The following is a 21,088-nucleotide window of genomic DNA, read 5'->3' on the forward strand; positions in this document are numbered from 1 at the left end:
GGCGCGATACCTAGCCTGCCACCTGCGAGGCGGCCGACATCAGCTCCTGCGGGCTCGGCGCTCCGAACATGCGCTGGCCGCCGTCAGGAACCTCCGTAAACGTCCAGCGCACGATCCCCTCCCGATCGAGCAGGAACTGGCCGAACAGTTGGCCCGTGCCGGTTGCCGCCATGCGCTGATCGGCTTCGGTCATCTCGTAGCCGTCCTTGTTGTTGAGGTACTCGGCGGCCGTCGGGCGGTTCATCGGGCCGGGCAATTCGCCGGGCATATCGACTTGCATGCTCATGACCACGTCCATGCCCACCTTGCGCGGCCACTCGGTCTCGTTCTCTGTGAACTCGATGTTGGGCAAGCCGAACGCGCGGTGAGAGACCCGATCGGGGTCGGAGGCTGCAAGCAGGTTGGGCAATGGATGATAACGGAAATAGAGCCGCGCCCGGTCGATAGGCGTATTGACGATCGTGAGACTTTCGACGCCCTTCCCGCGCAGCGCACCGTCAAGCTGTGCCTGCGCCGCGATGTGGCGCCGGCAGAACGGGCAGTGCAGGCCACGGAACAAGCCGACCAGAATCGGACTATGCCCGCGATAATCATCGAGCGCGATCTTTCCTTCGCGTGTGATGGCGTCCAGCACGACGTTCGGCGCGCGATCGCCCGGCTGAAGTGGTCCATCGACATGACGGTCTGACATGGTTGAACTCCCTCACATTGGCTAGTCAAGAAACGGCAATACGATGAGCCCTGCGGGATCGAGCCCGTGCCGGGCGCAAACATCATGGGCCAGCGCAAAATACCGCTCGGCCTCGGGCATGTTGTCTCGATCAAGGTTCAGTGTCGCAAGACCATCATAGCACGGAAAGAGCTGCTGCGGCTCGCCGCTCTCGCTCGCCACCTCGATGGCCTCGTTGTAGCAGCGCGCGGCCAGGTCCGGCCGGAAATGGCATTGATGGATCTGCCCGAGCACGATCAAGGGCACCGGCAGATGCTCGCGCTGATCGAGCGCGCGGTCGATCTCGATCGCCTTTTCGGCGGCAGGCACTCCCTCCTCCGTACATCTGTCCGTGAAGGTGCAACAGGCGACGGCAAAATTGGCAAGGAGGCGCGCCTGGAAGCCGAGATCGCCGATACGGTGCGCGACGTCGAGTCCGCGTCGGCAAACCTCCACGGCTTGCGCCGGGTCGATGATCGTGTAGAGCACGCCAAGGTTGGTGTAGCCGCGACACGCCACGTTGAGGAGGCCTGCGGCTTCGGCTGCTGCGACACTTTGCTCCACCTCGCGCACCGCCTCCTGGTGTCGTCCAAGCCGCGCCAGCGCGACCCCCTTGGTGTTGAGAGCCTCCGCAATCGCGCGCGCTGCCTCGAGCCCGGTTTGCTCGTCCGCGTCCACCGGCACGGACCGCGCGTGGCCGAGCGCCTCGTCGGCCCATCTCGCGGCAGCGACGTGATCGCCCAAACGAAACGCGAGACGGCCGCGCTCCTGCAGGAGATGCGCCCACTCGATCGGCGCGTCGGTCGCGCCAAGCCGTTCGGCTGCATCCGCATAGTGCGTCTCTGCCCTGATGCGCTTGCCGGCGTCCCACAACAATCCGCCGAGCTTGCGAAGAATTCGCGCTTCGCCGATGCGGTCCTCCACCGCGCGGTGCCCCTCCAGCGCGCTTTGGTAGTGCTCCTCGGCCGTGCTTCGTCGACCTGCCACACGGCAGAGGTCCGCGATCCGCTCGTACAAGACCAACCGCTCCGGATCCCGTTCGCCGCCGGTCAACAGCACGGCGAGAGACTGCTGGTAGAAGCGGATGGCATCGTCGTTGGCATAGCTCGCGCGTGCGCGATCGCCGGCCGCGCGCAGATAGTGCGCGCCTCTCGGCTTGCTCGCGCTAAGGCTGAAGTGGTGTCCGAGCAGGACGAGATCTTCGAGCCGTTCGGGTGCATTGCCATAGAGCCGCTCCAGCGCGGCGCCGATCCGTCCATGGAGCTCGATCCGGCGCTGCAAGAGCAAATTTTGATAGATCACGTCCTGAAGCATGGTTTGCGTGAAACGGTAGGCCCGCAGCGAAATCGAATTCGAGCCCGCGACCTCCTCGATGATCTCGGCGTCGCACAGAAGTTCGAGCCCTGCTTCGACCCTTGCCGGCTCGGTTGCCGCCGCGCCGAGAACAGCAGCATCAAAGCGCGGGCCTATCACCGCGGCCTCCTGAGCCAAGTGGCGCACCTGATGCGGCAACCGATCCAGGCGCGCCAGCAACAAGGCCTGAATGCTTGCCGGAATATCGGCTGCGGTTTCGTCCGACTTCATCCGCCACTGCGCGCCGTCGCGCTCCAGGGCGCCGGCCTCGATGAGGCCGCGTATGATCTCCTCGAGGAAAAGCGGATTGCCGCTTGCACGTTCGAGGATCCGACTGAACAGATTTGCCGGCGGTTCATGCCAACCGTGACTGAAATAGGCCGCGAGCAGCCTTTGTCCGTCAGCATCGCCAAGCGGAGGCAGCCGAAGGGTCGTGTGACTGATCCTGCTCGAACCGAACTGATCCAGCTCCAGCATGGGCCGATGCGTAAACAGCAGCATCAGCCGCGTCCGCTCCAGCCGGTCCATCAGGAACCGCAACGCTTCGAGGGACACCGCGTCGGCCCAATGCAGATCCTCGACGATGATCAGAAGCGGGGACAAGGCGAGGCGACGTTCGAAGACGGTGCGAATCGCGAAGAAGATCTGTCGGCGGAGCTGTTCGGGCTCGACATGCCTGAGCAGGGCGTTGGGATCGCCGAGACCAAGAACGTGCAAATAGAGGGGCATCAGGCGATCGGCCTCTTCAGCCGCAAGGCCAAGCTCCCACAGCGCTTCTGCGACCTTCGCCTCGGCCTCTGCCGCACCGGCCTTCTGTGCGATGCCATAGGCGCTGCGCAGCACGGCGGCGAGTGTGCCGTAGGATTGTTCGCCGAGCGGCGAGCAAATCGCCTGCCGGATCGCCACGCCTGCGAAACGATCCTCGTCGCGGATGCGGGCGACGAATTCGCTCACCAGCCGCGTTTTTCCGATGCCGGCTTCGCCGACCAGCCGCACCAGTTGAGCCGCGCCGCCGCATGCGAGATCAAGGCAGCCGATCACCCGCACCAGCTCGGCGTCACGCCCGATCAGCGGCGCATCGAGGCCGAGCGTGTCGAGGCCTCGTGCCGCACGCGGCACCTCGAGCGGCCCCTTCAGGCGGTGGACCAGGACGCTGCCCATCTTGCCCTTAAGCGAAACCTCGCCAAGCGATTCATAGGAGAACGCATGCCGCGTCAGACGGTGCGTCAACGGCCCGACCAGCACCTCGCCCGGAGGCGCCATCGACTGCAATCGCTGGGCGGTATTCACGGTGTCGCCGGTCACCGAATAGGATTTCGCAACACCTACGCCTAGCCCACCCGCGACGACGTGCCCGGTGTTGATGCCGACATGGAGCAGCAGCGGTGAACCGGCATACGCCTTCGCGCGGTCGCTGAGACGCGCCGTCCGGCCGATCATGTCGAGGGCAGCGCGGACCGCACGCTCGGGGTCGTCCTCGTGCGCGGCGGGCGCGCCAAAAAGCGCAAGCAGCGCATCGCCGATGAATTTGTCGACGAAGCCGCCGAAACTCTGCACCGCGGCCGTCAGCTCCTCGAACAATTCGTTCTGAAGCGTCTGCATGATCTCGGGATCGAGCCGCTCGCTCATTGCAGTGAAGCCGCTGAGGTCGGCAAACAACACGGTAATGGTGCGGCGGTTCGCCTCGCTATCGACTTTGTCCGACTGCTCGGCCGTCAGCGCGAGCGATGGCAAGGAGGACCTGATCGGGAGTGTCAACGGGCTCGTCTGCACCGATGCCTGCCCGCCGCCTGTGGGGGCCCCAGAGACGAGCGCGCCGCATTTCGGGCAATAGGCGAAATCCGGCGCGCATGGAAAGCCGCAGCCAGGGCACGCGTTCGGTTGCTTCGTGCCGCACTTCGGGCAGAAGGCAAAGCCGCTCTGAACCTCGAAACCGCAACCCGAGCACTTCATGGCCCAAGACCTTTCCTGGCCCAAGACCTTTCATAACCCAAGACCCGTAACCCAAGACCACGCGGAAGCCCGCGATGGCACGATCTGCTGGACCCTGCCGAATGGGCCGAGTGATACGAGCCAGAATGGGCTCGGCGCGCCGGAAGAGCAAGCGGCGGTTGGAGACGCGACGCATGGTGCATCGCGATTTGTCGGCAAGCATGGCGGCATGCAGTAGCGCCAATTGACACGGGCATCGTCGGTACTACCCTGCCAAACAGAAGAACAAATAAGAAGGACAGGGAATCGCCGTGAAACCCGTCACCGCATCTTGAGCACAACCACACGACCTTCCGCACTCGCGCCATTTCGCATCCGCAACTACCGCTTCCAATGGCCATCCGATCTGCTCACCTCCTGGGCGTTCGAGGTCGAAACGCTGGTGCTCGGCTGGTACATCATGGTCGAGACCGGCTCGGTACTCCTGCTCACCGTCCTTGCATCGTTGCAATATGTCGGGACGCTGGTTGCGCCGGTGTTCGGCATGATCGGAGACCGCATGGGTCACCGCGATCTTCTGGTCGCAATGCGCCTTGCCTATACGGTGCTGTCGTCGACCATCATGGCGCTCGCTCTCACCGGCCATCTGGCACCGCTCAATGTCATGATCATCGTCGCGGTCATGGGCCTGATCCGCCCCTCGGATCTCGGCGTTCGTGGCGCGCTGCTCGCCGACATCATGCCGGCTGAGCAGCTAGTCGGCGCCATCAGCTTCGCACGCACGACGCAGGATAGCGCGCGCATCGCCGGAGCGTTGACGGGCGCCGGACTGTTCGCTGCGCTCGGTATTGGCCTCGTGTACGTAGCGATCGCCGGCTTCTATTTTGTCGCCGCGATTCTGATGCTCTGCCTGACCCGGCCGAAAAAGTCGGTTGTCACGAGTCATCTCCCAGCGAACGACCGCGCTATCCCGAGATTGCTGGGTGACCTGAAGGAAGGCATCATCTACGCCTGGAATGGCCCGGGGATGCGCGCAGCGCTTTGCGTTGCGTTCCTGGCCAATCTCACCGCATTTCCACTGACGAACGGCTTGCTGCCTTATGTCGCGCGCGACATCTTTCATACCGACCAGACCGGCCTCGGCTACCTGTCGGCGAGCTTTGCGGCCGGCTCGCTGACCGGTTCAATCACGCTCAGCCTGGTGAGCGGCCTGCGCATCGCCCGGCTTCTGATCGGCGCGACACTGGCCTGGTACGCGATGCTGCTGGTGTTCGTCGAACTCAGGACCATGCCGGTGGCCATGGCTTGCCTCGCGCTCGCCGGCATTGCCCAGAGCATGTCGATGATTGCGGCCGCCGTGATCCTGATGCGCACCGCGAGCGCGCATCTGCGCGGCCGTGTCATGGGGGTACGCATGATGGTGATCTACGGCCTGCCGCTCGGGTTGCTCGCCGCCGGTAGCTTGATCGACATGATCGGCTATTCCGCGATGGGATCGCTCTATGCGGTCTCGGGGATTATCGCGATGCTGGCGATCGCGATCCGCTGGCGTGAGGATCTGTGGCCGGCACACGCGCCAGCCAACGCAGGATAACGAGGCGTTCCGCCTCTGGACCGGGCCCGTCTCTCCGAACCAAGATTTGACCGTAGGTCGTTCCGTCTGCGCGGCACTGCGTGCCGTCCAGGGCTTGATCAATCTGAAGTGAATAGCCGGCGAAGTTCGGGACCTCGCTTCTCGCTGGTTCCCAATTGACAAGCAGGCCCGCTTTGGCAGAGTCGTGGGCCTGGGGATGGCGATCTCCCCATGAGGCGACATGCCCAAGCATCGCGTCCGGATTTCTGAGAAGGACGCAGCATGTCGACCGTCGACGACAGGTCTTCGCCAGATCGTTCGCCGCCTCTGCTGGGCGTAACAAATCTGACCAAGCGCTATGGAAGCGACGGCGCCGCCATCGACGGCGTGACGTTCTCTGCCGTCGCCGGCGAAGTCCTCGGCATTATCGGTCCAAATGGCGCCGGCAAGACGACGCTCCTGGAAGCCATTGCCGGACTTCTACCGGTGAATTCGGGCAACGTTTTTTGGCACGGAGAGCCGTTGCACGCAGGCCGTCGGCGCGACGTCCTGTTCTACCTGCCTGATGGCGTCCGTCCATACCAAGACCAATCGGCACTGCAGGTCGTCTCGTTTGTCGGCGACGTCTTTCGACGCTCAGACGCAGATATCAAATCGACCATCGAAGCGCTCGGATTGCAACCGGTGCTTCGAAAGCGCGTGCACGCGCTGTCAAAAGGCTATGCCCGCCGCCTGATGCTGACCATCGGACTGCTTGCGCCGCATGAGCTGTTGCTGATGGACGAACCATTTGACGGATTTGATCTGCGGCAGACGCGCGATGTCATGGGCGTACTGCGTCGACAGACGGCGCGCGGACGCACGCTGATCCTCTCAATTCACCAATTGCAGGACGCTGAACGGGTCTGTGACCGCTTCATCCTGCTCTCGGCAGGGCAGGTGCGCGGGTCCGGAGGACTCGCTGAGCTGCGCGCGCAAACGAGACTGCCGAACGGCTCGCTGGAGGATATCTTTCTTGCGCTCACGTGAAGCATACGCACGATCGACCGCACCGATCGTCCCGCTGCTCGCAAAGGAGCTCCGCGAGGTCACGGCCGGGCGAGCACTTTGGACGATGTTGCTGCTGGTCTGTCCGCTCGTTGGGTACAGCTTCGTCCAGGCAGTCTCGCTCTATAGCGAGTCAAGTGCGGCGGCCCTGCAGTCGCCAGTTTTGGCGAGGAGCCTATCACCGCTCGACGGAATCCTGGTTCCGACATTCGGCTCATTCTATGTGGCCGTGACGTTGTTGTTTCCCTTCGTGGCGATCCGGGTGCTGGGCCAGGAGAAGGAAAGTGGCGCATTGCGCCTGCTGGTCCAATTGCCGTACCGCCCCTCGACGCTGATCGCCGCGAAATTTTGCGCCGTGCTGGCAGCCTGGCTTATGGTCAGCATTCCTGTACTCTCCGCGCTGGCCGTCTGGGCCGTATTGGGCGGTCATCTGGCCGTGCCGGAGACGCTGAATCTGTTGTTCGGCCATTTGCTCTACGGCCTGCTGGCCGGAGCCATCGGGTTGCTCGCCGCGGTCATCTCCGACAATTCAGCCACTGCCGCCATCATCGCCCTTGCCGTCACGATCGGATCATGGGTGCTGGACTTCACGCTCGCGGGCCGCTCCGGCCTGTCGGCTTGGCTTGCGCAGATGTCGCTAACCCAGACGCTGCGTCCGTTCGAACAGGGGCTCCTCTCGGCCGGCCTCGTGCTTGGCGTGGCGGCCGTCATTGGCGGGCTTACTGCGCTGACAGTTGTCTGGCTCCCTCCTGGAACACCGGTGCGAACGAAAATCATCCGTTCTGTATCTTGTGTGCTTGTCGTTGTCGTTGCGCTCGCCGGCGCAGCTCAGATAAGGGCGTCCGTGGATCTCAGCGAGGATCGTCGCAACTCCTTCTCGCGTGCAGATGAACGCTTGCTCGCGACGCTTCGGCGTCCCTTGATCATCAGGGTCAATCTCGCCGCTGAGGACCCCCGCTATATCGATCTTCGGCGGAACGTTCTGGCGAAGCTCGAGCGCGTCATGCCCGACGTCACCGTCGTTCTCGCGAGCGAGCGGTCGAACGTTACGAGACCATCGGACGCCTATGGCCAGATTGAATATGTCTACGGTGATCAAACCGACGTAAGCCGCTCCACCAGCCCGCGAGAGATACTGCCGCTGCTATATGCGCTCGCGGGCGCGCAGCCACCGACGCCTGGCGTCGGCGAAGAGTACCCTGGTTATCCCTTGGCCGTTAGCGCGGACGCGACGCTGCCGTGGTTCTTCGGCGGATTGCCGCTCCTGATCGTGTTCGCCTGGCGACACATTCGCCGGCTCCCGCCGGACAAAGGCTCGCTCGTTCATCATCACGGAGTAAAGCGATGAGTGTCAGCAAGAAAATCGGAGTGGTCATTTTCTCGGCAATCGGTTGTGCGGCGCTGGCGCTGCCAGGCTTGGCCGCAGAACCAATCAAAATTGACCTCTCGAATGAAACCGTCGGCGGGGAGCCAAAATCACTGGTGCCGATGGTGGGCTTCTGGAGGATCGAGGAGGACGGCGGCAAGAAGGTGCTAACCGTCGATGGCCGCCAGTGGAAGGAAGGGCAATCGTCGGCAGGTATCGCCGACAAGGCGCGCGCGCTCTACGGGGAACGCTATGCAGAATTCCTCGATCGCGTGCAAGCCTATGCCTATTATCCGTACGTGGTTGCGCCGAAGGTCGACAATTTCACCAATGGCGAGATCTCGGTGCGCTTTGAAGGCTTGTCCGGTCGCATCGACCAGGGCGCCGGCATTCTGTTCAACCTCAAGCCAAACGGAGACTACCTGACAGTTCGCGCGAACTGTCTGGAGAACAATATCGTGCTGTGGAAGTTCGAGAGGGGCAAGCGCTCCTCCGTCAAATGGGTACGCAACACGCCGACCGCGACGCGGCAGTGGCATGACCTCAAGGTCCGCGTGAACGGAACGAAGGTGGAAGGCTATCTCGATGGCAAGCTCTACCTGGAGCACACGCTGGCCCAACCGGTCTCGGGCCGGATCGGGCTCTGGTCGAAGGCCGACAGCCACATGTATTTTGCGGACTACACCGTAGCGGCCGGCAGTAATTGAAGGGAACAGGAGGGAAGATCGAAAGAAGAGGACAGGCGCAATGGACAGGAGATGGATATGGGCAGGCAGCGGCCTGCCGCTGTTGGGATTCGAGGCGATCGGTTCGAAGGACGGCCAAGCCACGAAGGTTGCCGTCAATACGCAGACCAGTCGGCTACGTGCCGCCGATGACGACGAGGATTGAGTAGATGGCTTCCTTCGTCGAGCGGTATCGGTGACATCGGGGCAGGCAGGTCTCAGGCAGGTTCGCGCCCATAATACGAAGTGCTGGCTCCGAGGAACCAGCAAGCTTCGACGGCGTTGACAAATCCGTCAGTCGCGCTTTATCTGCGCGGACGGGGAAGCGATCTCCCCGTGAGGCGACATGCCCAAGAATCGCGTCCTGTTTTCCGAGAAGGAAGGACGCTGCATGTCTGCTGTTTGGCCGCCCCCATCCGAAACGCATCTTATTTTCTCGCCCGCGCCGAGATTCTGCAGCGAGCGGTGGATCGACTCCGCTGCCCGAAACCAGGCGGCCGAGCCTCGCGATACGTCAAATCTAGAAATCATCATGGATGTCAACGGAGGACAATCATGACCTATGTCATGAAGCCGCTGTCCTGCGATCCGAGCCGTATTCGCGGCATGTCGGAGCGGATGATCATCAGTCATTACGAGAACAACTATGGCGGTGCGGTCAAACGGCTCAATCTGATCGATGAGCAACTTGCCGGGCTGGATTTTGCTACTGCGCCGGGCTTTCTGATCAACGGGCTCAAGCGTGAGCAGCTCATCGCGACCAACTCGATGATCCTCCATGAAGTGTTCTTTGCCGGGCTTGGCGACGAGAGCGAACCCGACACGAGCTTAAAGGAGGCACTGGCGCGTGACTTCGGCTCTTACGAGCGGTGGCGCACCGAATTCGCCGCCATGGGCAAGGCGCTCGGTGGCGGCTCCGGCTGGGTGCTGCTGACCTGGTCGCCGCGCGACCACAAGTTCGTCAATCAATGGGCTTCGGACCACTGCCACACCTTGGCCGGCGGCACGCCGATCCTGGCGCTCGATATGTACGAGCATTCCTATCACATCGACTACGGCGCCAAGGCTGCGAGCTACGTCGACGTCTTCATGACGGCGATCGATTGGCCGGCCGTGCAACGTGCGTTTGAAGGGACACAGAGCTGATGCGTGGAAGAGACGCTGTTCGATTGGTTGTCTGCGCGGCGGCGCTGGCCTTGGTATTTGATGCCCGCGCGGAAGATCAATTTCGAATGCTGGATGGCAAACAGATCCGCGCGCGCGTTGTCGGCCAAGACATCACGGATGGACCGCACTGGTCCATGTATCTCCGACCGGATGGCGCTCTCATCAGTTCAGAATCGGGAAGCTCTTGGATCGGGAACTGGAAAATTCGGGACGACAAGCTGTGTATGACGATGCCAAGCAGCCCGTCGCTTGTGTGCAATGAAGTCTGGATGTCAGGGCCGTACATCAGGATGCACGCCAACAAGGATGGGGAGACATTCGACGCAAGGGTCATGGCGCATCCAGCCAAGCAATGAAGAATGCGGGCTGGCCCGTCGGGGCAACGCCCGCCGAATGAGGATGCTGGTATCCTCACGAAAGGAAGATCGAATGCGAAATGTGGCACTCACTTTGTCCCTACTGACTTGTCTCTTTGCGCTGAACGCTACCGCGCAGGCTCAAACATCCTGCAAGGTATGCGCGGAGCAGCAAAAGGCTTGCATGAAGAACTACGCCGGACCAGCCTGCAAGACCGAGTACCAAATGTGCCTCAAGGCCTGCAAGAAGTGAAAGAGGCGAAGTTGCGCAGCTTGCGCACAAGGAGCTTCATCGCGGTACTCGCCGGTATCGGGAGCCTCGTTGCTCTCGATGCCGGATTTGTTGCCGCGGAGGGTCTCCAGAAATTATCCGGCGCGCAAATACGAGCAAAGTTGTCGGGCAAGGAAGTCACCGACGAGGTCCACTATCGCGAAGTCTATGAACGCGACGGGACCTTCCGTAGCTATTCGATGGGAAGCAAGAAGCGCGGCAAGTGGACCATTCAGGGAGGCGACCTCTGCGTCGATCTGCCGGAGCCCGATGGCGGCTGTTTCGAGGTGACCGCGACGGGAAAGAAGGTCGTCCTGACACCGAAAGGACTTGGTTCGCCGTCCGACGGCATTGTCCAGGCGATCTCCGATCCAAAGTAGGAGGCCAAAGATGTCATCGCAGATCATCGAAGGAGTGTCTCAACCGAAGACGGAGTTCTCGAATCCTGTCATTCGCTGGATCGACTATCGGCTTCCGCTCTTCACGTTCCTGGATCACGAGCTGAACTCGTATCCAACACCTCGAAACCTGAATTATCTTTGGAATTTTGGATCGCTCGCGGGCATTGTGCTCCTGATCATGATCGCGACCGGCATCGTGCTTGCGATGCACTATGTCCCGACTGGCGTCGGTGCGTTCCGGTCCGTCGAGCACATCATGCGTGACGTGAACTACGGCTGGCTCCTCCGATACATCCACACCACCGGCGCTTCGATGTTCTTTGCAGTGGTCTATATCCACATCTTTCGTGGGCTCTACTACGGATCCTACAAGGAGCCGCGAGAGCTGCTTTGGTGCCTTGGGGTCCTCATCTTGCTGTTGATGATGGCAACTGCGTTCTTTGGATACACCTTGCCATGGGGGCAGATGAGCTTTTGGGGCGCGACCGTCATCACGAATCTGTTCTCAGCCATTCCTGTGGTTGGCGACAGTATCGTCACCTGGTTGTGGGGCGGATTCACGGTAGGAGATCCGACACTCAACCGGTTCTATTCTTTGCACTATCTCTTGCCCTTTGTGATTGTCGCAGTTGCCGGACTTCATCTTGCCGCACTGCACCGTTTTGGCTCAAACAATCCAACGGGGATCGATACGAAGGATCCAGGCGACACAATCCCATTCCATCCCTATTACACAGTGAAGGATCTGCTCGGGCTCATGGTCCTTTTCCTGGTGTTTGCGTGGTTCGTCTTCTACGAACCGAACGCTCTTCTCAACTCCGATAACTACACTCCTGCGAACCCTGGGGTTACACCGCCGCACATCGTACCCGAGTGGTACCTACTGCCGTTCTACGCAATTCTGCGATCGATCCCTGACAAGCTCGTCGGCGTTATCGCCATGCTGACATCGATCCTTGTCCTGTTCGCGTTGCCATGGCTGGACACCAGTCCGGTTCGCTCAGGGCGGTTCAGGCCCATGTTCAAGGTCTTCTATTGGTTTCTGGTCGCCGATTGCGCGTTGCTGACCTATGCCGGAGGGCAGCCACCTGAAGGCACATGGTTGATCATGAGCCGGATCGGGGCCGCGTACTATTTCGCCCATTTCTTTCTCGTTCTGCCTCTCGTAGCGAGGATCGAAAGCCCCCATCCGCTGCCGAACAGCATCAGCCAAGGAGTATTACCAGCGACCAGTTCAGCCAAGCCCTAACGCGCGTTCGCGGTCACCGATAGCCGATTTCTTCGAAGGACCTTGAAATGACAACAACTAGTATCCCCGGGCGTGGCCGTATGGCGGAGCTTGCACTCTACTTCCTGCGCCTCGGCTTTCTCGGCTTCGGTGGTCCGGTTGCGCTCGTGGGCCAGATGGAACGCGAACTGGTCAACGACAAGAAGTGGCTCAGCAAGGAGCAGATGCGCGAGTCTATCGCCATCTGCCAATCGCTTCCCGGTCCACTGGCGATCCAGGTCGGGGTCTACATCGCGTGGCTGCGTTGCGGCTTCTGGGGCGCGTGGCTCGGCGGATGGTGCTTCATCCTGCCCAATTTTGTTATTGTCGCGGCGTTAGGAGCGCTCTACGTCCATCTCGGCGATCTCCAGCCGGTCACTGCCATCTTCTATGGCGTCAGTCCAGCCGTGATCGCGCTCATTTTGCATTCCTGCTACCGGCTGGCCAAGCTTGGCATGGAAGACTGGCTGCAATGGGCGATCGCCGTTGTGTGTTTCGCGGTGACGATCATCCTGCAGGCTGAGGTCGCGCTGTTATTCATCGGCGCTGGCATTGTCGGCATTCTCTACTATGGCAGCTTGTTCAAACGTACACCCGCAATTCTGCCCGTGGTTGTCGTGCCTGCGGCCGCGCCGATGGCGCCGGTCGCGACTGGTTCTACACTCGGCAAACTCACGCTGTTCTTCCTGAAAGCCGGTTCGCTGACGTTCGGTAGCGGTCTGGTGATCGTGCCGTTCCTGGAACAGGGGTTGGTACAGCAATACAACTGGCTTGATGAGCGGCAATTCCTGATCGCGGTCGCGATCGGCATGATCAGTCCGGGGCCGGTCGTGATCACGGCAACCTTCGTCGGTTATCTGGTGGCGGGATTCTGGGGCTCGCTGGTCTCCACGGTGGGCATCTTCTTGCCGTCCTTCCTGTTGGTCCTCATCGTGGCACCAATCCTGGCGCGGCATCGAGGAAACGCCAACGTCCAGGGTTTTGTGAAGGGCGCATACGCAGCAGCGATCGGCACCATCCTGGGCGCTTGTGTCCTGCTCGGGAAGATCGCAATCGGCGACTGGCTGACGGCGGCGATCGGCATAGTCTCTCTTGCCGTGTTGTTCCGCTGGAAGATCAACAATCCGACGCTGATTGCGGCAACGGCGGTCGTGGGACTTATCGCTTATCCGCTGCTGCAGCCCGCGTGGGTGATGGTGAAATAGAGGGTTACGCATCATGAACTTTGACCACCGTATCAGGATTTTGCTGCCCGCCGTGCTGGCCGCCTCATTGACGTCAGCCGCGCCGGCTCTAGCGCAGTCGGCTACCGCTCCGCCGGATAACGCACCAGTCGATGTCCCTCAGTTGTTCGCAACGACATGCGGCTGGTGTCACTCCGATGGTGGCCGCGCTGCCGGCAAGGGGCCGCAGCTCATGGATACGAAACGGGACGATGACTTTCTCCGCAATCGTATCAAGAACGGCAAGTCGGGCGCGATGCCCGCGTTCGGCTCGATGTTCAGCGATGCGCAGATCGATGAGATCATCAAGTACATCCGAGAATTGAAGCCGCACGAGGGATGAGTCAGCGAGACCTGACCCATCCGCATCCGGTTTGTTCCTAAGTCCAGGAGCATCTTATGGCGACTCAAATTGTAATGGATCCCACCGGCCACTCCCGCGAGGAATTCGACGCCGACGATATTCAAGCGCTGGCCAAGGCGGAGAGGCGTTTCAGGGACCTGACCAGCCAAGGATTTACAGCCGCAGTGCGGACTGCGGACGGCCAATCGCGGCGAGTGTTTGCTTTTGATCCGACCGCGAAAGAAACGCTGTTCTTCCGGCGGCTTAGGGGTGGATAGAAGGGCGGTCGCAGTGTCTCTCATCAGCAGATGTGGAGCTCGGATTTCGCGATTTCGAGCGCTCCGGCGCCTGTATCACAGCTTTGTCAGGGAAAATTCACCTGAGGTGAAAGGACGAACGCTTCTGCGTGAATGGCTAACCTCAGCCCAGAGGAGACAGTTCGAGGAGCAAGGTTACTTCGACGTCGTGGGCTGCGCGACCCGGAGACGGTACCGAGTGCAATACGGATCTGTTGCTAACGTACGGGAAATCGATCTCGAGGGGCAATCTGGAAGCATCTTGTGCTTTGCTCCTGAGGGGTATCTCGTTCCTGGCGACGTCATGCTTGCTCAAAAGATTGCCTTGGAAACAGATGAACTTCAGACACTGGCCATAGCGAATCGAGTGACACCGGTAGTGAGGCGCGCCATCCGGCTACTTTAGAAGATGCGCGGGCCTGGCTGCCTGCAACCGGTGCGTTGGAGGCGCTACGCGGATGAGTCATCAGCCGGACACCGTACGAAACGTGGAACCGCAGCTAAAGCCCCGGTCCGCAATCGCGCTGCTGTTCGGTGCACGCGCCGCGCGCGGCCTTGCTGACGGCTTTGCCACGATCATTTTGCCTGCTTACCTCGTCGAGCTGGGTTACTCCCCTTTCCAGGTCGGCGTGGTTGCCACCGGCGCCCTGCTGGGGACCGCGATTCTCACGCTGGGCGTCGGTTGGCTGGGAGTGCATCGCGACTTGCGGACGCTCTTGCTGCTGAGCGCGCTCACGATGATGCTGACTGGTCTGGCGTTTCCGTTCGCGGAGGCGTTTCCGGTCATCCTGCTTCTTGCTTTTGTCGGCACCATCAATCCCTCGCCCGGAGATATCGGACTCTTCGTGCCGCTCGAGCACGCGTTCCTGGCCGGCGATACGAGCGATCAGAAGCGTACGCAGATCTTTGCGCGCTACAGCCTGATTGGGGGACTGTCGACAGCGGCGGGCGCCTTGGCGGCCACCGTGCCCGACTTTCTCGTTTCGTTTGACGTGCCGAGACTCGTTGCCCTGAAGTCCATGTTCTTCGTCTATACCGCCCTTGGTCTCATCGGCGCGGTCCTCTATCGGCTGCTGCCGGAATCCTCACAAACAATAGACGAGCGACCGAAGGCTTCCGCTCTTGGTCCTTCGCGACGAATTGTCTACCGGCTTGCGGCTCTCTTCAGTGTTGATGCCTTTGCCGGCGGCTTTGCCGTTCAATCGCTTGTCGCTTTGTGGCTGTTCGAGCGCTTCGATCTTTCGCTTTCGAGCGCCAGCCTCTTCTTTTTCTGGTCCAACACGCTTTCGGCCTTTTCTTATCCGCTTGCCGCAAGGCTGTCGCGGCGGTTCGGGCTGGTCAACACGATGGTCTTCACGCACATCCCATCAAGCTTCTGCCTGATCGCGGCCGCCCTCATTCCGAACCTGATGATCGTATTGGTCCTGCTTTCGATCCGAGCGGCGCTTTCGCAGATGGATGTGCCAACACGCACTTCCTACGTGATGGCGGTTGTCACGCCCGAGGAGCGCCCGGCGGCCGCCAGCGTGACGGCCGTCCCGCGCAGCCTTGCCTCCGCCATCAGTCCGAGCGTGGCTGGCGCGATGCTCGGTACGGCATTTTCAGGACTCCCGCTCGTGATCTGCGGCGCTCTGAAGATCGCCTATGACATCACGCTGTTGCTGTCGTTCCGTCACATCAAACCGCCCGAAGAAGCCGAAGGGACTGTCGAGCAGGCGGCCGGGAGGACTGGGCGGTTCGGGAGCGCTCATCACCGGAGAGTGGGATGACCGTCGATAGAGAACCGGAATTTCGTTGCACCAGCGCGCCTTGGTTTCCCTGGCTTCGTGGTCCCGTGGCGCTCGTCGGCCAGATGGAGCGCGAACTAGACTAATCGCCGTACCCGCGCAGCCGCTCGATATCGAGGATGGTGACGCCGCCATATTCGAGCCGCAGCAATCCCTCCTTCTCCAGCCGGTTCAGCGCGCGATTGGCGTTCTGCCGCGACATGCCCGAGAGCGCGCCGATCTCCTCCTGGGTGATCTCCAGATGCGTGGTCGATTCGGGATAGAGGATCGGGTTGAACAGCGAGGCGATGCTGCGCGCGAGACGCGCGGTGGCGTCCAGCGTGCGGTTGACCTCGAGCATGCCGATGAATTGGCCGAGCCGCTCGTTGAGCTGGCGCACCAGGAAGCGATTGAAGCCGACGCTGTTCTCGAACAGCCACATGAAGGCGCTGCGTTCCATCAGAGCGACGCGGCTGTCGCGCAGTGCGACCACGTCATAGCGGCGCGGCTCGTTCTTGAGCACGCTGCCCTCCCCGAACCAGGCACCGGCCGTCAGCCCGGCAAGGCTGGTCTCCTTGCCGTCGCGCGAGACCCCGCCCATGCGGGCAAGGCCGCTCACCATGCCGGCCCAATACGCAAACGTATCGCCGCGCATGAAAACCGTCTCGCCCGTGCCGTAGGACCGTTCCGTGATTCCGGCGCGGGCGACCTCGATCTCCCGTCCCGTGAGCTCGCGCGACCACGCGGCAACGCGCTTCAGGTGATCCTCTGAAATCATGATCCCGAAGCCAGCCGCACCGTTTCGTCACTCCACTCTCGATTGTTGCACTGCAACAAGTTCGCTCTGCCGCCATTCGACCAAAGATGAAGGCGCCCCCCGCCCGAAAAACTTTGTCGCCGAATTGTCAGGCGCGAGACATTTCAAAATAGCGCTTTCCCCTATTGAGGGCCACCTTGGGCGATGCGGCTTTTGATCCCGATGGGAACGAGAGCGGCGCCAAGCCGGTCGAGACCAATAGCTGCATGGCCTCACCGGCATGACCGTATTAGGATCGCCTTGGCAGGAGCGGATGAAGAGCGCGGCAAGCGCCATCACCCGGGAGGGATTTTTTGGTGGCGACCAGTCTTGAAGTGCGCGGCGTGTCCTTGCGGTTCGGCGGCGTCCGCGCGCTGACCGATGTCGGCTTCGCCATCAAGGAGGGCGAGCTGTTCTCGATCATCGGTCCCAACGGCGCCGGCAAGACCTCGATCGTGAACTGTATTTCCGGTCGCTACAAGCCGACCGAGGGCCAGCTCTTCTACCGGGGCCGCGACATCACAGCACTGACGCCGAACGCCCGCGCTTCGCTCGGCATCGGCCGCACCTTCCAGAATCTGGCGCTGTTCCACCATATGAGCGTGCTCGACAACATCATGGTCGGCCGCCATCACCTCCTGAAGAACAACTTCATCACCGGCTCGCTCTACTGGCTCACGGGCGCGCGCAGGGAGGAGCTGGAGCATCGCCGCAAGGTGGAGGAGATCATCGACTTCCTCGACCTCCAGTCGGTGCGCAAGGCCACCGCCGGCACCCTCTCCTATGGCTTGCGCAAGCGCGTGGAACTGGCCCGCGCCATGGCGCTGGAGCCGCGCCTCATCCTCCTCGACGAGCCGATGGCCGGCATGAATTTCGAGGAGAAGGAGGACATGGCCCGCTACATCGTCGATCTCAACGAGGAGTTCGGGATGACGGTGGTGATGATCGAGCACGACATGGGCGTGGTGATGGACATCTCCCACCGCGTCATGGTGCTGGATTTCGGCCGCAAGATCGCCGAGGGTGATCCGGCCACGGTGCTTGCCGATCCCCACGTCAAGCGCGCCTATCTCGGCGAGGAGGACGAGGTGCTGGTCGATCCGGACGATGCGCCCGTACGGACGGAGAGCGCCGCATGATGGATTATGCGGGACGCGTCGCGCAGGCCGATACCTATCCGAAAATGCTGCGGCTGAACGCGAAGGAGCACGGCAGCGAGATCGCGCTGCGCGAGAAGGATTTTGGCCTCTGGCGCCTGTTCACCTGGAACGACTATCAGACGCGTGTGCGCGATTTCGCGCTCGGCCTGGTCGAGCTGGGCCTTGGCCGCGGTGATGTCGTCGGCATCATCGGCGACAACCGGCCGGACTGGGTCGCGGCGGAAGTTGCAACCCACGCCATCGGCGGATTGAGTCTCGGGCTCTATCGCGACGTGCTGGACGAGGAGGCCTCCTACCTCCTTAACTATGGCGAAGCCCAGCTCGTCTTCGCCGAGGACGAGGAGCAGGTCGACAAGCTGCTCGGCCTTGCCGACCGTGTGCCGAAGCTGAAGCACATCATCTATTCCGATCCGCGCGGAATGCGGAAATACGACGATCCGCGCCTGATGCCGGCGGAAAAATTCGCCGAGCTCGGCCGTGCCCGGGCGGCGCGGGAGCCGGAGCTTTATGATCGGCTGGTGGACGCGACCAAGGGCGAGGACGTCGCGATCCTCTGCACCACCTCGGGCACGACCTCGCATCCCAAGCTCGCGATGCTCGCCGCCGGCCGCGTGCTCGGCCACTGCGCGACTTATCTCGCCTTCGATCCCAAGGGCCCCGACGACGAATACGTCTCGGTGCTGCCGCTGCCATGGATCATGGAGCAGGTCTACGTGCTCGGCAAAGGCCTCTTGTGCCGGATGAAGATCAACTTCGTCGAAGAGCCCGACACCATGATGAACGATCTGCGCGAGATCGCGCCGACGTTCGTGCTGTTTGCTCCCCGCGTATGGGAATCGATCGCGGCCGACGTCCGCGCCAAGGTGATGGACGCAACGCCGTTCAAGCAGCGCCTGTTCGATCTCGGCATGAAGACGGGCCTCGCCGCACTCGAACAGGGCAAGCGTTCGAGCGTTGCCGACATGATCCTGTTCCGCGCGCTGCGCGACCGGCTCGGCTTCACCCGGCTGCGCTCGGCGGCGACCGGCGGCGCAGCGCTCGGGCCCGAAACCTTCAAGTTCTTCCAGGCCATGGGCGTGCCGCTGCGCACGCTCTACGGACAGACCGAGCTGCTCGGGGCCTATACGCTACATCCCGAGGGCAAGGTCGATCCCGACACGACGGGCGTGCCGATGGCCGACAGCGTCGAGATCCGCATCGACAACGCCGACATCCACGGCGTCGGCGAGATCGTGGTGCGGCACCCCAACATGTTCCTCGGCTACTATAAGAATCCCGAGGCGAGCGTCGCCGACATCAAGGACGGCTGGATGTGTTCCGGCGATGCCGGGTATTTCAACGACAACAAGCAGCTCGTCGTCATCGACCGCATCAAGGATCTGGCTGAGACCTCGCGCGGCGAGCGCTTCTCGCCACAATTCATCGAAAACAAGCTGAAATTCTCGCCCTATATCGCCGAGGCCGTGGTGCTCGGCGCCGGGCGCGACGCGCTCGCGGCGATGATCTGCATCCGTTACTCCATCATCTCGAAATGGGCGGAGAAGAACCGGCTCTCCTTCACGACCTACAGCGATCTCGCCTCGCGGCCCGAGGTCTATGCGCTGCTGCAGAAGGAGGTCGAGACCGTCAATGCGACGCTGCCGCCGGCGCAGCGCATCTCGCGCTTCCTCTTGCTCTACAAGGAACTCGATGCCGACGACGGCGAGCTCACCCGCACAAGAAAGGTGCGCCGCGGCGTCATCAACGAGAAATACGAAGGCATCATCGACGCCATCTACCGCGGCGACGCCGACATCCCCGTCGACACCGTCATCCGTTTCCAGGACGGCACTACCCAACGTGTACGCACCACGCTGCGCGTCGTGGACCTCGGCGGCCACGGACCCATGGCGGAGGCGGCGGAGTGAATCAGGGGGTGCGCACTGCGACTCTACGCCTCTCCCCGCTTGCGGGGAGAGGCCGGATCGCGTCAGCGATCCGGGTGAGGGGGAGCTTCCGCGAGGGCGGTCGCGATGGTTTCGAGAACGCCGCCCAGATTACTCCCTACGTCGTTGTTCCAGAAGCGGAGTATCCGATAGTTGCGGTCGGCAAGCCATTTTTCGCGCACGGCGTCGCGCGGACTGTCGGCATGTTGTCCGCCGTCAACTTCAATAGTCAAGCGGCACTCGCGGCAAATGAAGTCGACGGTGTAGGGCCCAATCGGCTCTTGCCGGACGAACTTGTGGCCATTCAGCCTGCGGGCACGCAGGCGATACCAGAGCGTTCCTTCCGCATCCGTCAACGCGGCTCGCAGGCTTCTTGCGCGCCCGGTCTTGGACTTATCAGCACCTCGCATGTGGAAGCTCCCCCTCACCCGCCGCGCTCCGGACGATGCTTCGCATCGCTCGGCGCGCGTCGGCCTCTCCCCGCACGCGGGGAGAGGCGAAGGATACCATAAAACATGAACACCGCATTTCTCATCCAGCTCATCGTCAACGGCCTCGTGGTCGGCACGCTCTATGGCGTGGTCGCGATGTCGTTCGTGCTGATCTACAAGGCGACGCAGGTCGTCAATTTCGCGCAGGGTGAGCTTCTGCTGGTCGGCGCCTGGGTGTGCTGGGCACTGCTCGCGAAATACCAGGTGCCGTTCTGGGTCGGCATGCCGATGACGCTGGTGTTCATGTTCGTGTTCGGCATCGCGATCCAGGTCCTGATCCTGCGGCCGATGATCGGCGAGCCGATCATCTCGGTCATCATGGTCACGATCGGCCTCTCCACCGTGTTCCAGGCGGCGCTGAAATGGATGTTCGGCGTCAATCCGCAGCCCTTCCCGCGAGTGTTCGAGAGCCAGTCGGTCAACCTGTTCGGGCTTCAGATCCAGACCGTCTATGTCATGAGCCTCGTGGTGTCCGTCGCCATGATGATCGGCATGGCCTGGTTCTTCCGCGCCTCCAAATACGGCCTTGCGATGCGCGCCACCGCGTTCAACCAGCAGGTCGCGCAGTCGCTCGGCATTTCCGTGAAGAGCGTCTTTGCGATGGCCTGGGCGATTTCGGCCACCGTGTCGGCGGTCGCGGGCGTCGTCGTCGCCGTCGTCAACGGTGTGTCGTCGGGCCTTGCGGCCTACGGCATCAAGGTGTTTCCGGCGGCCATCCTCGGCGGACTGGATTCCGTCGGCGGCGCCGTGCTCGGCGGCATCATCATCGGGCTCCTGGAGAACATCGCCCAATATGTCGACAGCGAGTATCTGCACTGGGGCAATCTCTACGAGATTGCGCCGTTCTACGTCTTGATCATCGTGTTGATGATCAAGCCCTACGGCCTGTTCGGCACCCACGACATCGAGCGGATCTGACCC

The 21,088-nt window shown here is 61.9% G+C and carries 21 protein-coding genes; 17 read left to right on the forward strand and 4 right to left on the reverse strand.

Annotated elements, in window-relative coordinates; translation table 11 throughout:
* Positions 1–10 precede the first annotated feature (10 nt).
* Together MTR72_RS31130 and MTR72_RS31135 are read right to left on the reverse strand one after the other, a co-directional pair.
* The gene (locus MTR72_RS31130) at positions 11–691 is read right to left on the reverse strand and encodes a peroxiredoxin-like family protein (RefSeq protein ID WP_341511731.1); all 681 of its coding nucleotides are present in this window, start codon (positions 689–691) and stop codon (positions 11–13) included.
* 21 nt (positions 692–712) lie between these two features.
* On the reverse strand, positions 713–4,015 hold the full coding sequence (locus MTR72_RS31135) for an adenylate/guanylate cyclase domain-containing protein (protein ID WP_341511732.1): 3,303 nt from the start codon (positions 4,013–4,015) through the stop codon (positions 713–715).
* 310 nt (positions 4,016–4,325) lie between these two features.
* Between MTR72_RS31135 and MTR72_RS31140 the strand changes: the two genes are divergently transcribed.
* The 14 genes from MTR72_RS31140 (at position 4,326) to MTR72_RS31205 (ending at position 15,798) form a co-directional block, all read left to right on the forward strand.
* Positions 4,326–5,588 (forward strand): MFS transporter, encoded by a 1,263-nt coding sequence (locus tag MTR72_RS31140; RefSeq protein WP_341511733.1) that lies wholly within the window; start codon positions 4,326–4,328, stop codon positions 5,586–5,588.
* 261 nt (positions 5,589–5,849) lie between these two features.
* Positions 5,850–6,596 carry an ABC transporter ATP-binding protein gene (locus tag MTR72_RS31145; protein WP_341511734.1) on the forward strand — a complete coding sequence of 249 codons (747 nt, stop codon included), beginning with the start codon at positions 5,850–5,852 and terminating at the stop codon, positions 6,594–6,596.
* The gene (locus tag MTR72_RS31150; protein ID WP_341511735.1) at positions 6,583–7,962 is read left to right on the forward strand and encodes an ABC transporter permease subunit; all 1,380 of its coding nucleotides are present in this window, start codon (positions 6,583–6,585) and stop codon (positions 7,960–7,962) included. Before MTR72_RS31145 ends, MTR72_RS31150 begins: the two co-directional genes overlap by 14 nt.
* On the forward strand, positions 7,959–8,687 hold the full coding sequence (locus MTR72_RS31155; RefSeq protein ID WP_341511736.1) for a hypothetical protein: 729 nt from the start codon (positions 7,959–7,961) through the stop codon (positions 8,685–8,687). The genes MTR72_RS31150 and MTR72_RS31155 overlap by 4 nt, the downstream gene beginning before the upstream one ends.
* A gap of 40 nt (positions 8,688–8,727) precedes the next feature.
* On the forward strand, positions 8,728–8,871 hold the full coding sequence (locus tag MTR72_RS31160; RefSeq protein WP_341511737.1) for a hypothetical protein: 144 nt from the start codon (positions 8,728–8,730) through the stop codon (positions 8,869–8,871).
* Positions 8,872–9,260: 389 nt separating this feature from the next.
* Positions 9,261–9,851, forward strand: coding sequence for a superoxide dismutase (locus MTR72_RS31165; protein WP_341511738.1), 591 nt, complete (start codon positions 9,261–9,263; stop codon positions 9,849–9,851).
* A complete protein-coding gene (locus MTR72_RS31170) occupies positions 9,851–10,228 on the forward strand; it encodes a hypothetical protein (RefSeq protein ID WP_341511739.1) in 378 nt (125 codons plus the stop codon). The genes MTR72_RS31165 and MTR72_RS31170 overlap by 1 nt, the downstream gene beginning before the upstream one ends.
* A 3-nt stretch (positions 10,229–10,231) precedes the next feature.
* Complete coding sequence (locus tag MTR72_RS31175) at positions 10,232–10,879, forward strand: hypothetical protein (RefSeq protein ID WP_341511740.1); 648 nt, start codon at positions 10,232–10,234, stop codon at positions 10,877–10,879.
* 10 nt (positions 10,880–10,889) lie between these two features.
* On the forward strand, positions 10,890–12,149 hold the full coding sequence (locus MTR72_RS31180; protein WP_341511741.1) for a cytochrome b: 1,260 nt from the start codon (positions 10,890–10,892) through the stop codon (positions 12,147–12,149).
* An 80-nt stretch (positions 12,150–12,229) separates the two neighbouring features.
* Positions 12,230–13,372, forward strand: a complete 1,143-nt coding sequence (gene chrA / locus MTR72_RS31185; protein WP_341511742.1) for a chromate efflux transporter — start codon at positions 12,230–12,232, stop codon at positions 13,370–13,372.
* 13 nt (positions 13,373–13,385) lie between these two features.
* Positions 13,386–13,733 carry a c-type cytochrome gene (locus MTR72_RS31190; RefSeq protein WP_280969812.1) on the forward strand — a complete coding sequence of 116 codons (348 nt, stop codon included), beginning with the start codon at positions 13,386–13,388 and terminating at the stop codon, positions 13,731–13,733.
* A 56-nt stretch (positions 13,734–13,789) separates the two neighbouring features.
* A complete protein-coding gene (locus tag MTR72_RS31195) occupies positions 13,790–14,011 on the forward strand; it encodes a hypothetical protein (protein ID WP_341511743.1) in 222 nt (73 codons plus the stop codon).
* Positions 14,012–14,024: 13 nt separating this feature from the next.
* A complete protein-coding gene (locus tag MTR72_RS31200; protein WP_341511744.1) occupies positions 14,025–14,435 on the forward strand; it encodes a hypothetical protein in 411 nt (136 codons plus the stop codon).
* Between the two features lie 52 nt (positions 14,436–14,487).
* On the forward strand, positions 14,488–15,798 hold the full coding sequence (locus MTR72_RS31205; RefSeq protein WP_341511745.1) for an MFS transporter: 1,311 nt from the start codon (positions 14,488–14,490) through the stop codon (positions 15,796–15,798).
* A 100-nt stretch (positions 15,799–15,898) separates the two neighbouring features.
* Here the strand turns inward: MTR72_RS31205 and MTR72_RS31210 are convergent, their stop codons facing one another.
* Positions 15,899–16,573 (reverse strand): Crp/Fnr family transcriptional regulator, encoded by a 675-nt coding sequence (locus MTR72_RS31210; RefSeq protein ID WP_341511746.1) that lies wholly within the window; start codon positions 16,571–16,573, stop codon positions 15,899–15,901.
* A 335-nt stretch (positions 16,574–16,908) separates the two neighbouring features.
* Between MTR72_RS31210 and MTR72_RS31215 the strand changes: the two genes are divergently transcribed.
* Positions 16,909–17,730, forward strand: a complete 822-nt coding sequence (locus MTR72_RS31215; RefSeq protein WP_280969808.1) for an ABC transporter ATP-binding protein — start codon at positions 16,909–16,911, stop codon at positions 17,728–17,730.
* Positions 17,727–19,658 (forward strand): long-chain fatty acid--CoA ligase, encoded by a 1,932-nt coding sequence (locus tag MTR72_RS31220; protein WP_341511747.1) that lies wholly within the window; start codon positions 17,727–17,729, stop codon positions 19,656–19,658. Before MTR72_RS31215 ends, MTR72_RS31220 begins: the two co-directional genes overlap by 4 nt.
* Positions 19,659–19,720: 62 nt before the next feature.
* Here the strand turns inward: MTR72_RS31220 and MTR72_RS31225 are convergent, their stop codons facing one another.
* Entirely contained in the window at positions 19,721–20,086 is a 366-nt protein-coding gene (locus MTR72_RS31225) for an endonuclease domain-containing protein (RefSeq protein WP_341511748.1), read from the reverse strand.
* Positions 20,087–20,191: 105 nt separating this feature from the next.
* Between MTR72_RS31225 and MTR72_RS31230 the strand changes: the two genes are divergently transcribed.
* Complete coding sequence (locus MTR72_RS31230; protein WP_280969805.1) at positions 20,192–21,085, forward strand: branched-chain amino acid ABC transporter permease; 894 nt, start codon at positions 20,192–20,194, stop codon at positions 21,083–21,085.
* Positions 21,086–21,088: the final 3 nt, after the last annotated feature.

Origin of the sequence: Bradyrhizobium sp. ISRA442, from assembly GCF_038085055.1 — a bacterium.
In the GTDB taxonomy this organism is placed as follows: Bacteria; Pseudomonadota; Alphaproteobacteria; order Rhizobiales; family Xanthobacteraceae; genus Bradyrhizobium.

Coding starts and splice junctions, on each gene's coding strand:
- MTR72_RS31135 (WP_341511732.1), bottom strand. CDS start 4,015: ATGAAGTGCTCGGGTTGCGGTTTCGAGGTTCAGAGCGGCTTTGCCTTC.
- MTR72_RS31175 (WP_341511740.1), top strand. CDS start 10,232: ATGCGGGCTGGCCCGTCGGGGCAACGCCCGCCGAATGAGGATGCTGGT.
- MTR72_RS31165 (WP_341511738.1), top strand. CDS start 9,261: ATGACCTATGTCATGAAGCCGCTGTCCTGCGATCCGAGCCGTATTCGC.
- MTR72_RS31160 (WP_341511737.1), top strand. CDS start 8,728: ATGGACAGGAGATGGATATGGGCAGGCAGCGGCCTGCCGCTGTTGGGA.
- MTR72_RS31145 (WP_341511734.1), top strand. CDS start 5,850: ATGTCGACCGTCGACGACAGGTCTTCGCCAGATCGTTCGCCGCCTCTG.
- MTR72_RS31170 (WP_341511739.1), top strand. CDS start 9,851: ATGCGTGGAAGAGACGCTGTTCGATTGGTTGTCTGCGCGGCGGCGCTG.
- MTR72_RS31230 (WP_280969805.1), top strand. CDS start 20,192: ATGAACACCGCATTTCTCATCCAGCTCATCGTCAACGGCCTCGTGGTC.
- MTR72_RS31180 (WP_341511741.1), top strand. CDS start 10,890: ATGTCATCGCAGATCATCGAAGGAGTGTCTCAACCGAAGACGGAGTTC.
- MTR72_RS31210 (WP_341511746.1), bottom strand. CDS start 16,573: ATGATTTCAGAGGATCACCTGAAGCGCGTTGCCGCGTGGTCGCGCGAG.
- MTR72_RS31195 (WP_341511743.1), top strand. CDS start 13,790: ATGGCGACTCAAATTGTAATGGATCCCACCGGCCACTCCCGCGAGGAA.
- MTR72_RS31190 (WP_280969812.1), top strand. CDS start 13,386: ATGAACTTTGACCACCGTATCAGGATTTTGCTGCCCGCCGTGCTGGCC.
- MTR72_RS31155 (WP_341511736.1), top strand. CDS start 7,959: ATGAGTGTCAGCAAGAAAATCGGAGTGGTCATTTTCTCGGCAATCGGT.
- MTR72_RS31205 (WP_341511745.1), top strand. CDS start 14,488: ATGAGTCATCAGCCGGACACCGTACGAAACGTGGAACCGCAGCTAAAG.
- MTR72_RS31130 (WP_341511731.1), bottom strand. CDS start 691: ATGTCAGACCGTCATGTCGATGGACCACTTCAGCCGGGCGATCGCGCG.
- MTR72_RS31220 (WP_341511747.1), top strand. CDS start 17,727: ATGATGGATTATGCGGGACGCGTCGCGCAGGCCGATACCTATCCGAAA.
- chrA (WP_341511742.1), top strand. CDS start 12,230: ATGGCGGAGCTTGCACTCTACTTCCTGCGCCTCGGCTTTCTCGGCTTC.
- MTR72_RS31225 (WP_341511748.1), bottom strand. CDS start 20,086: ATGCGAGGTGCTGATAAGTCCAAGACCGGGCGCGCAAGAAGCCTGCGA.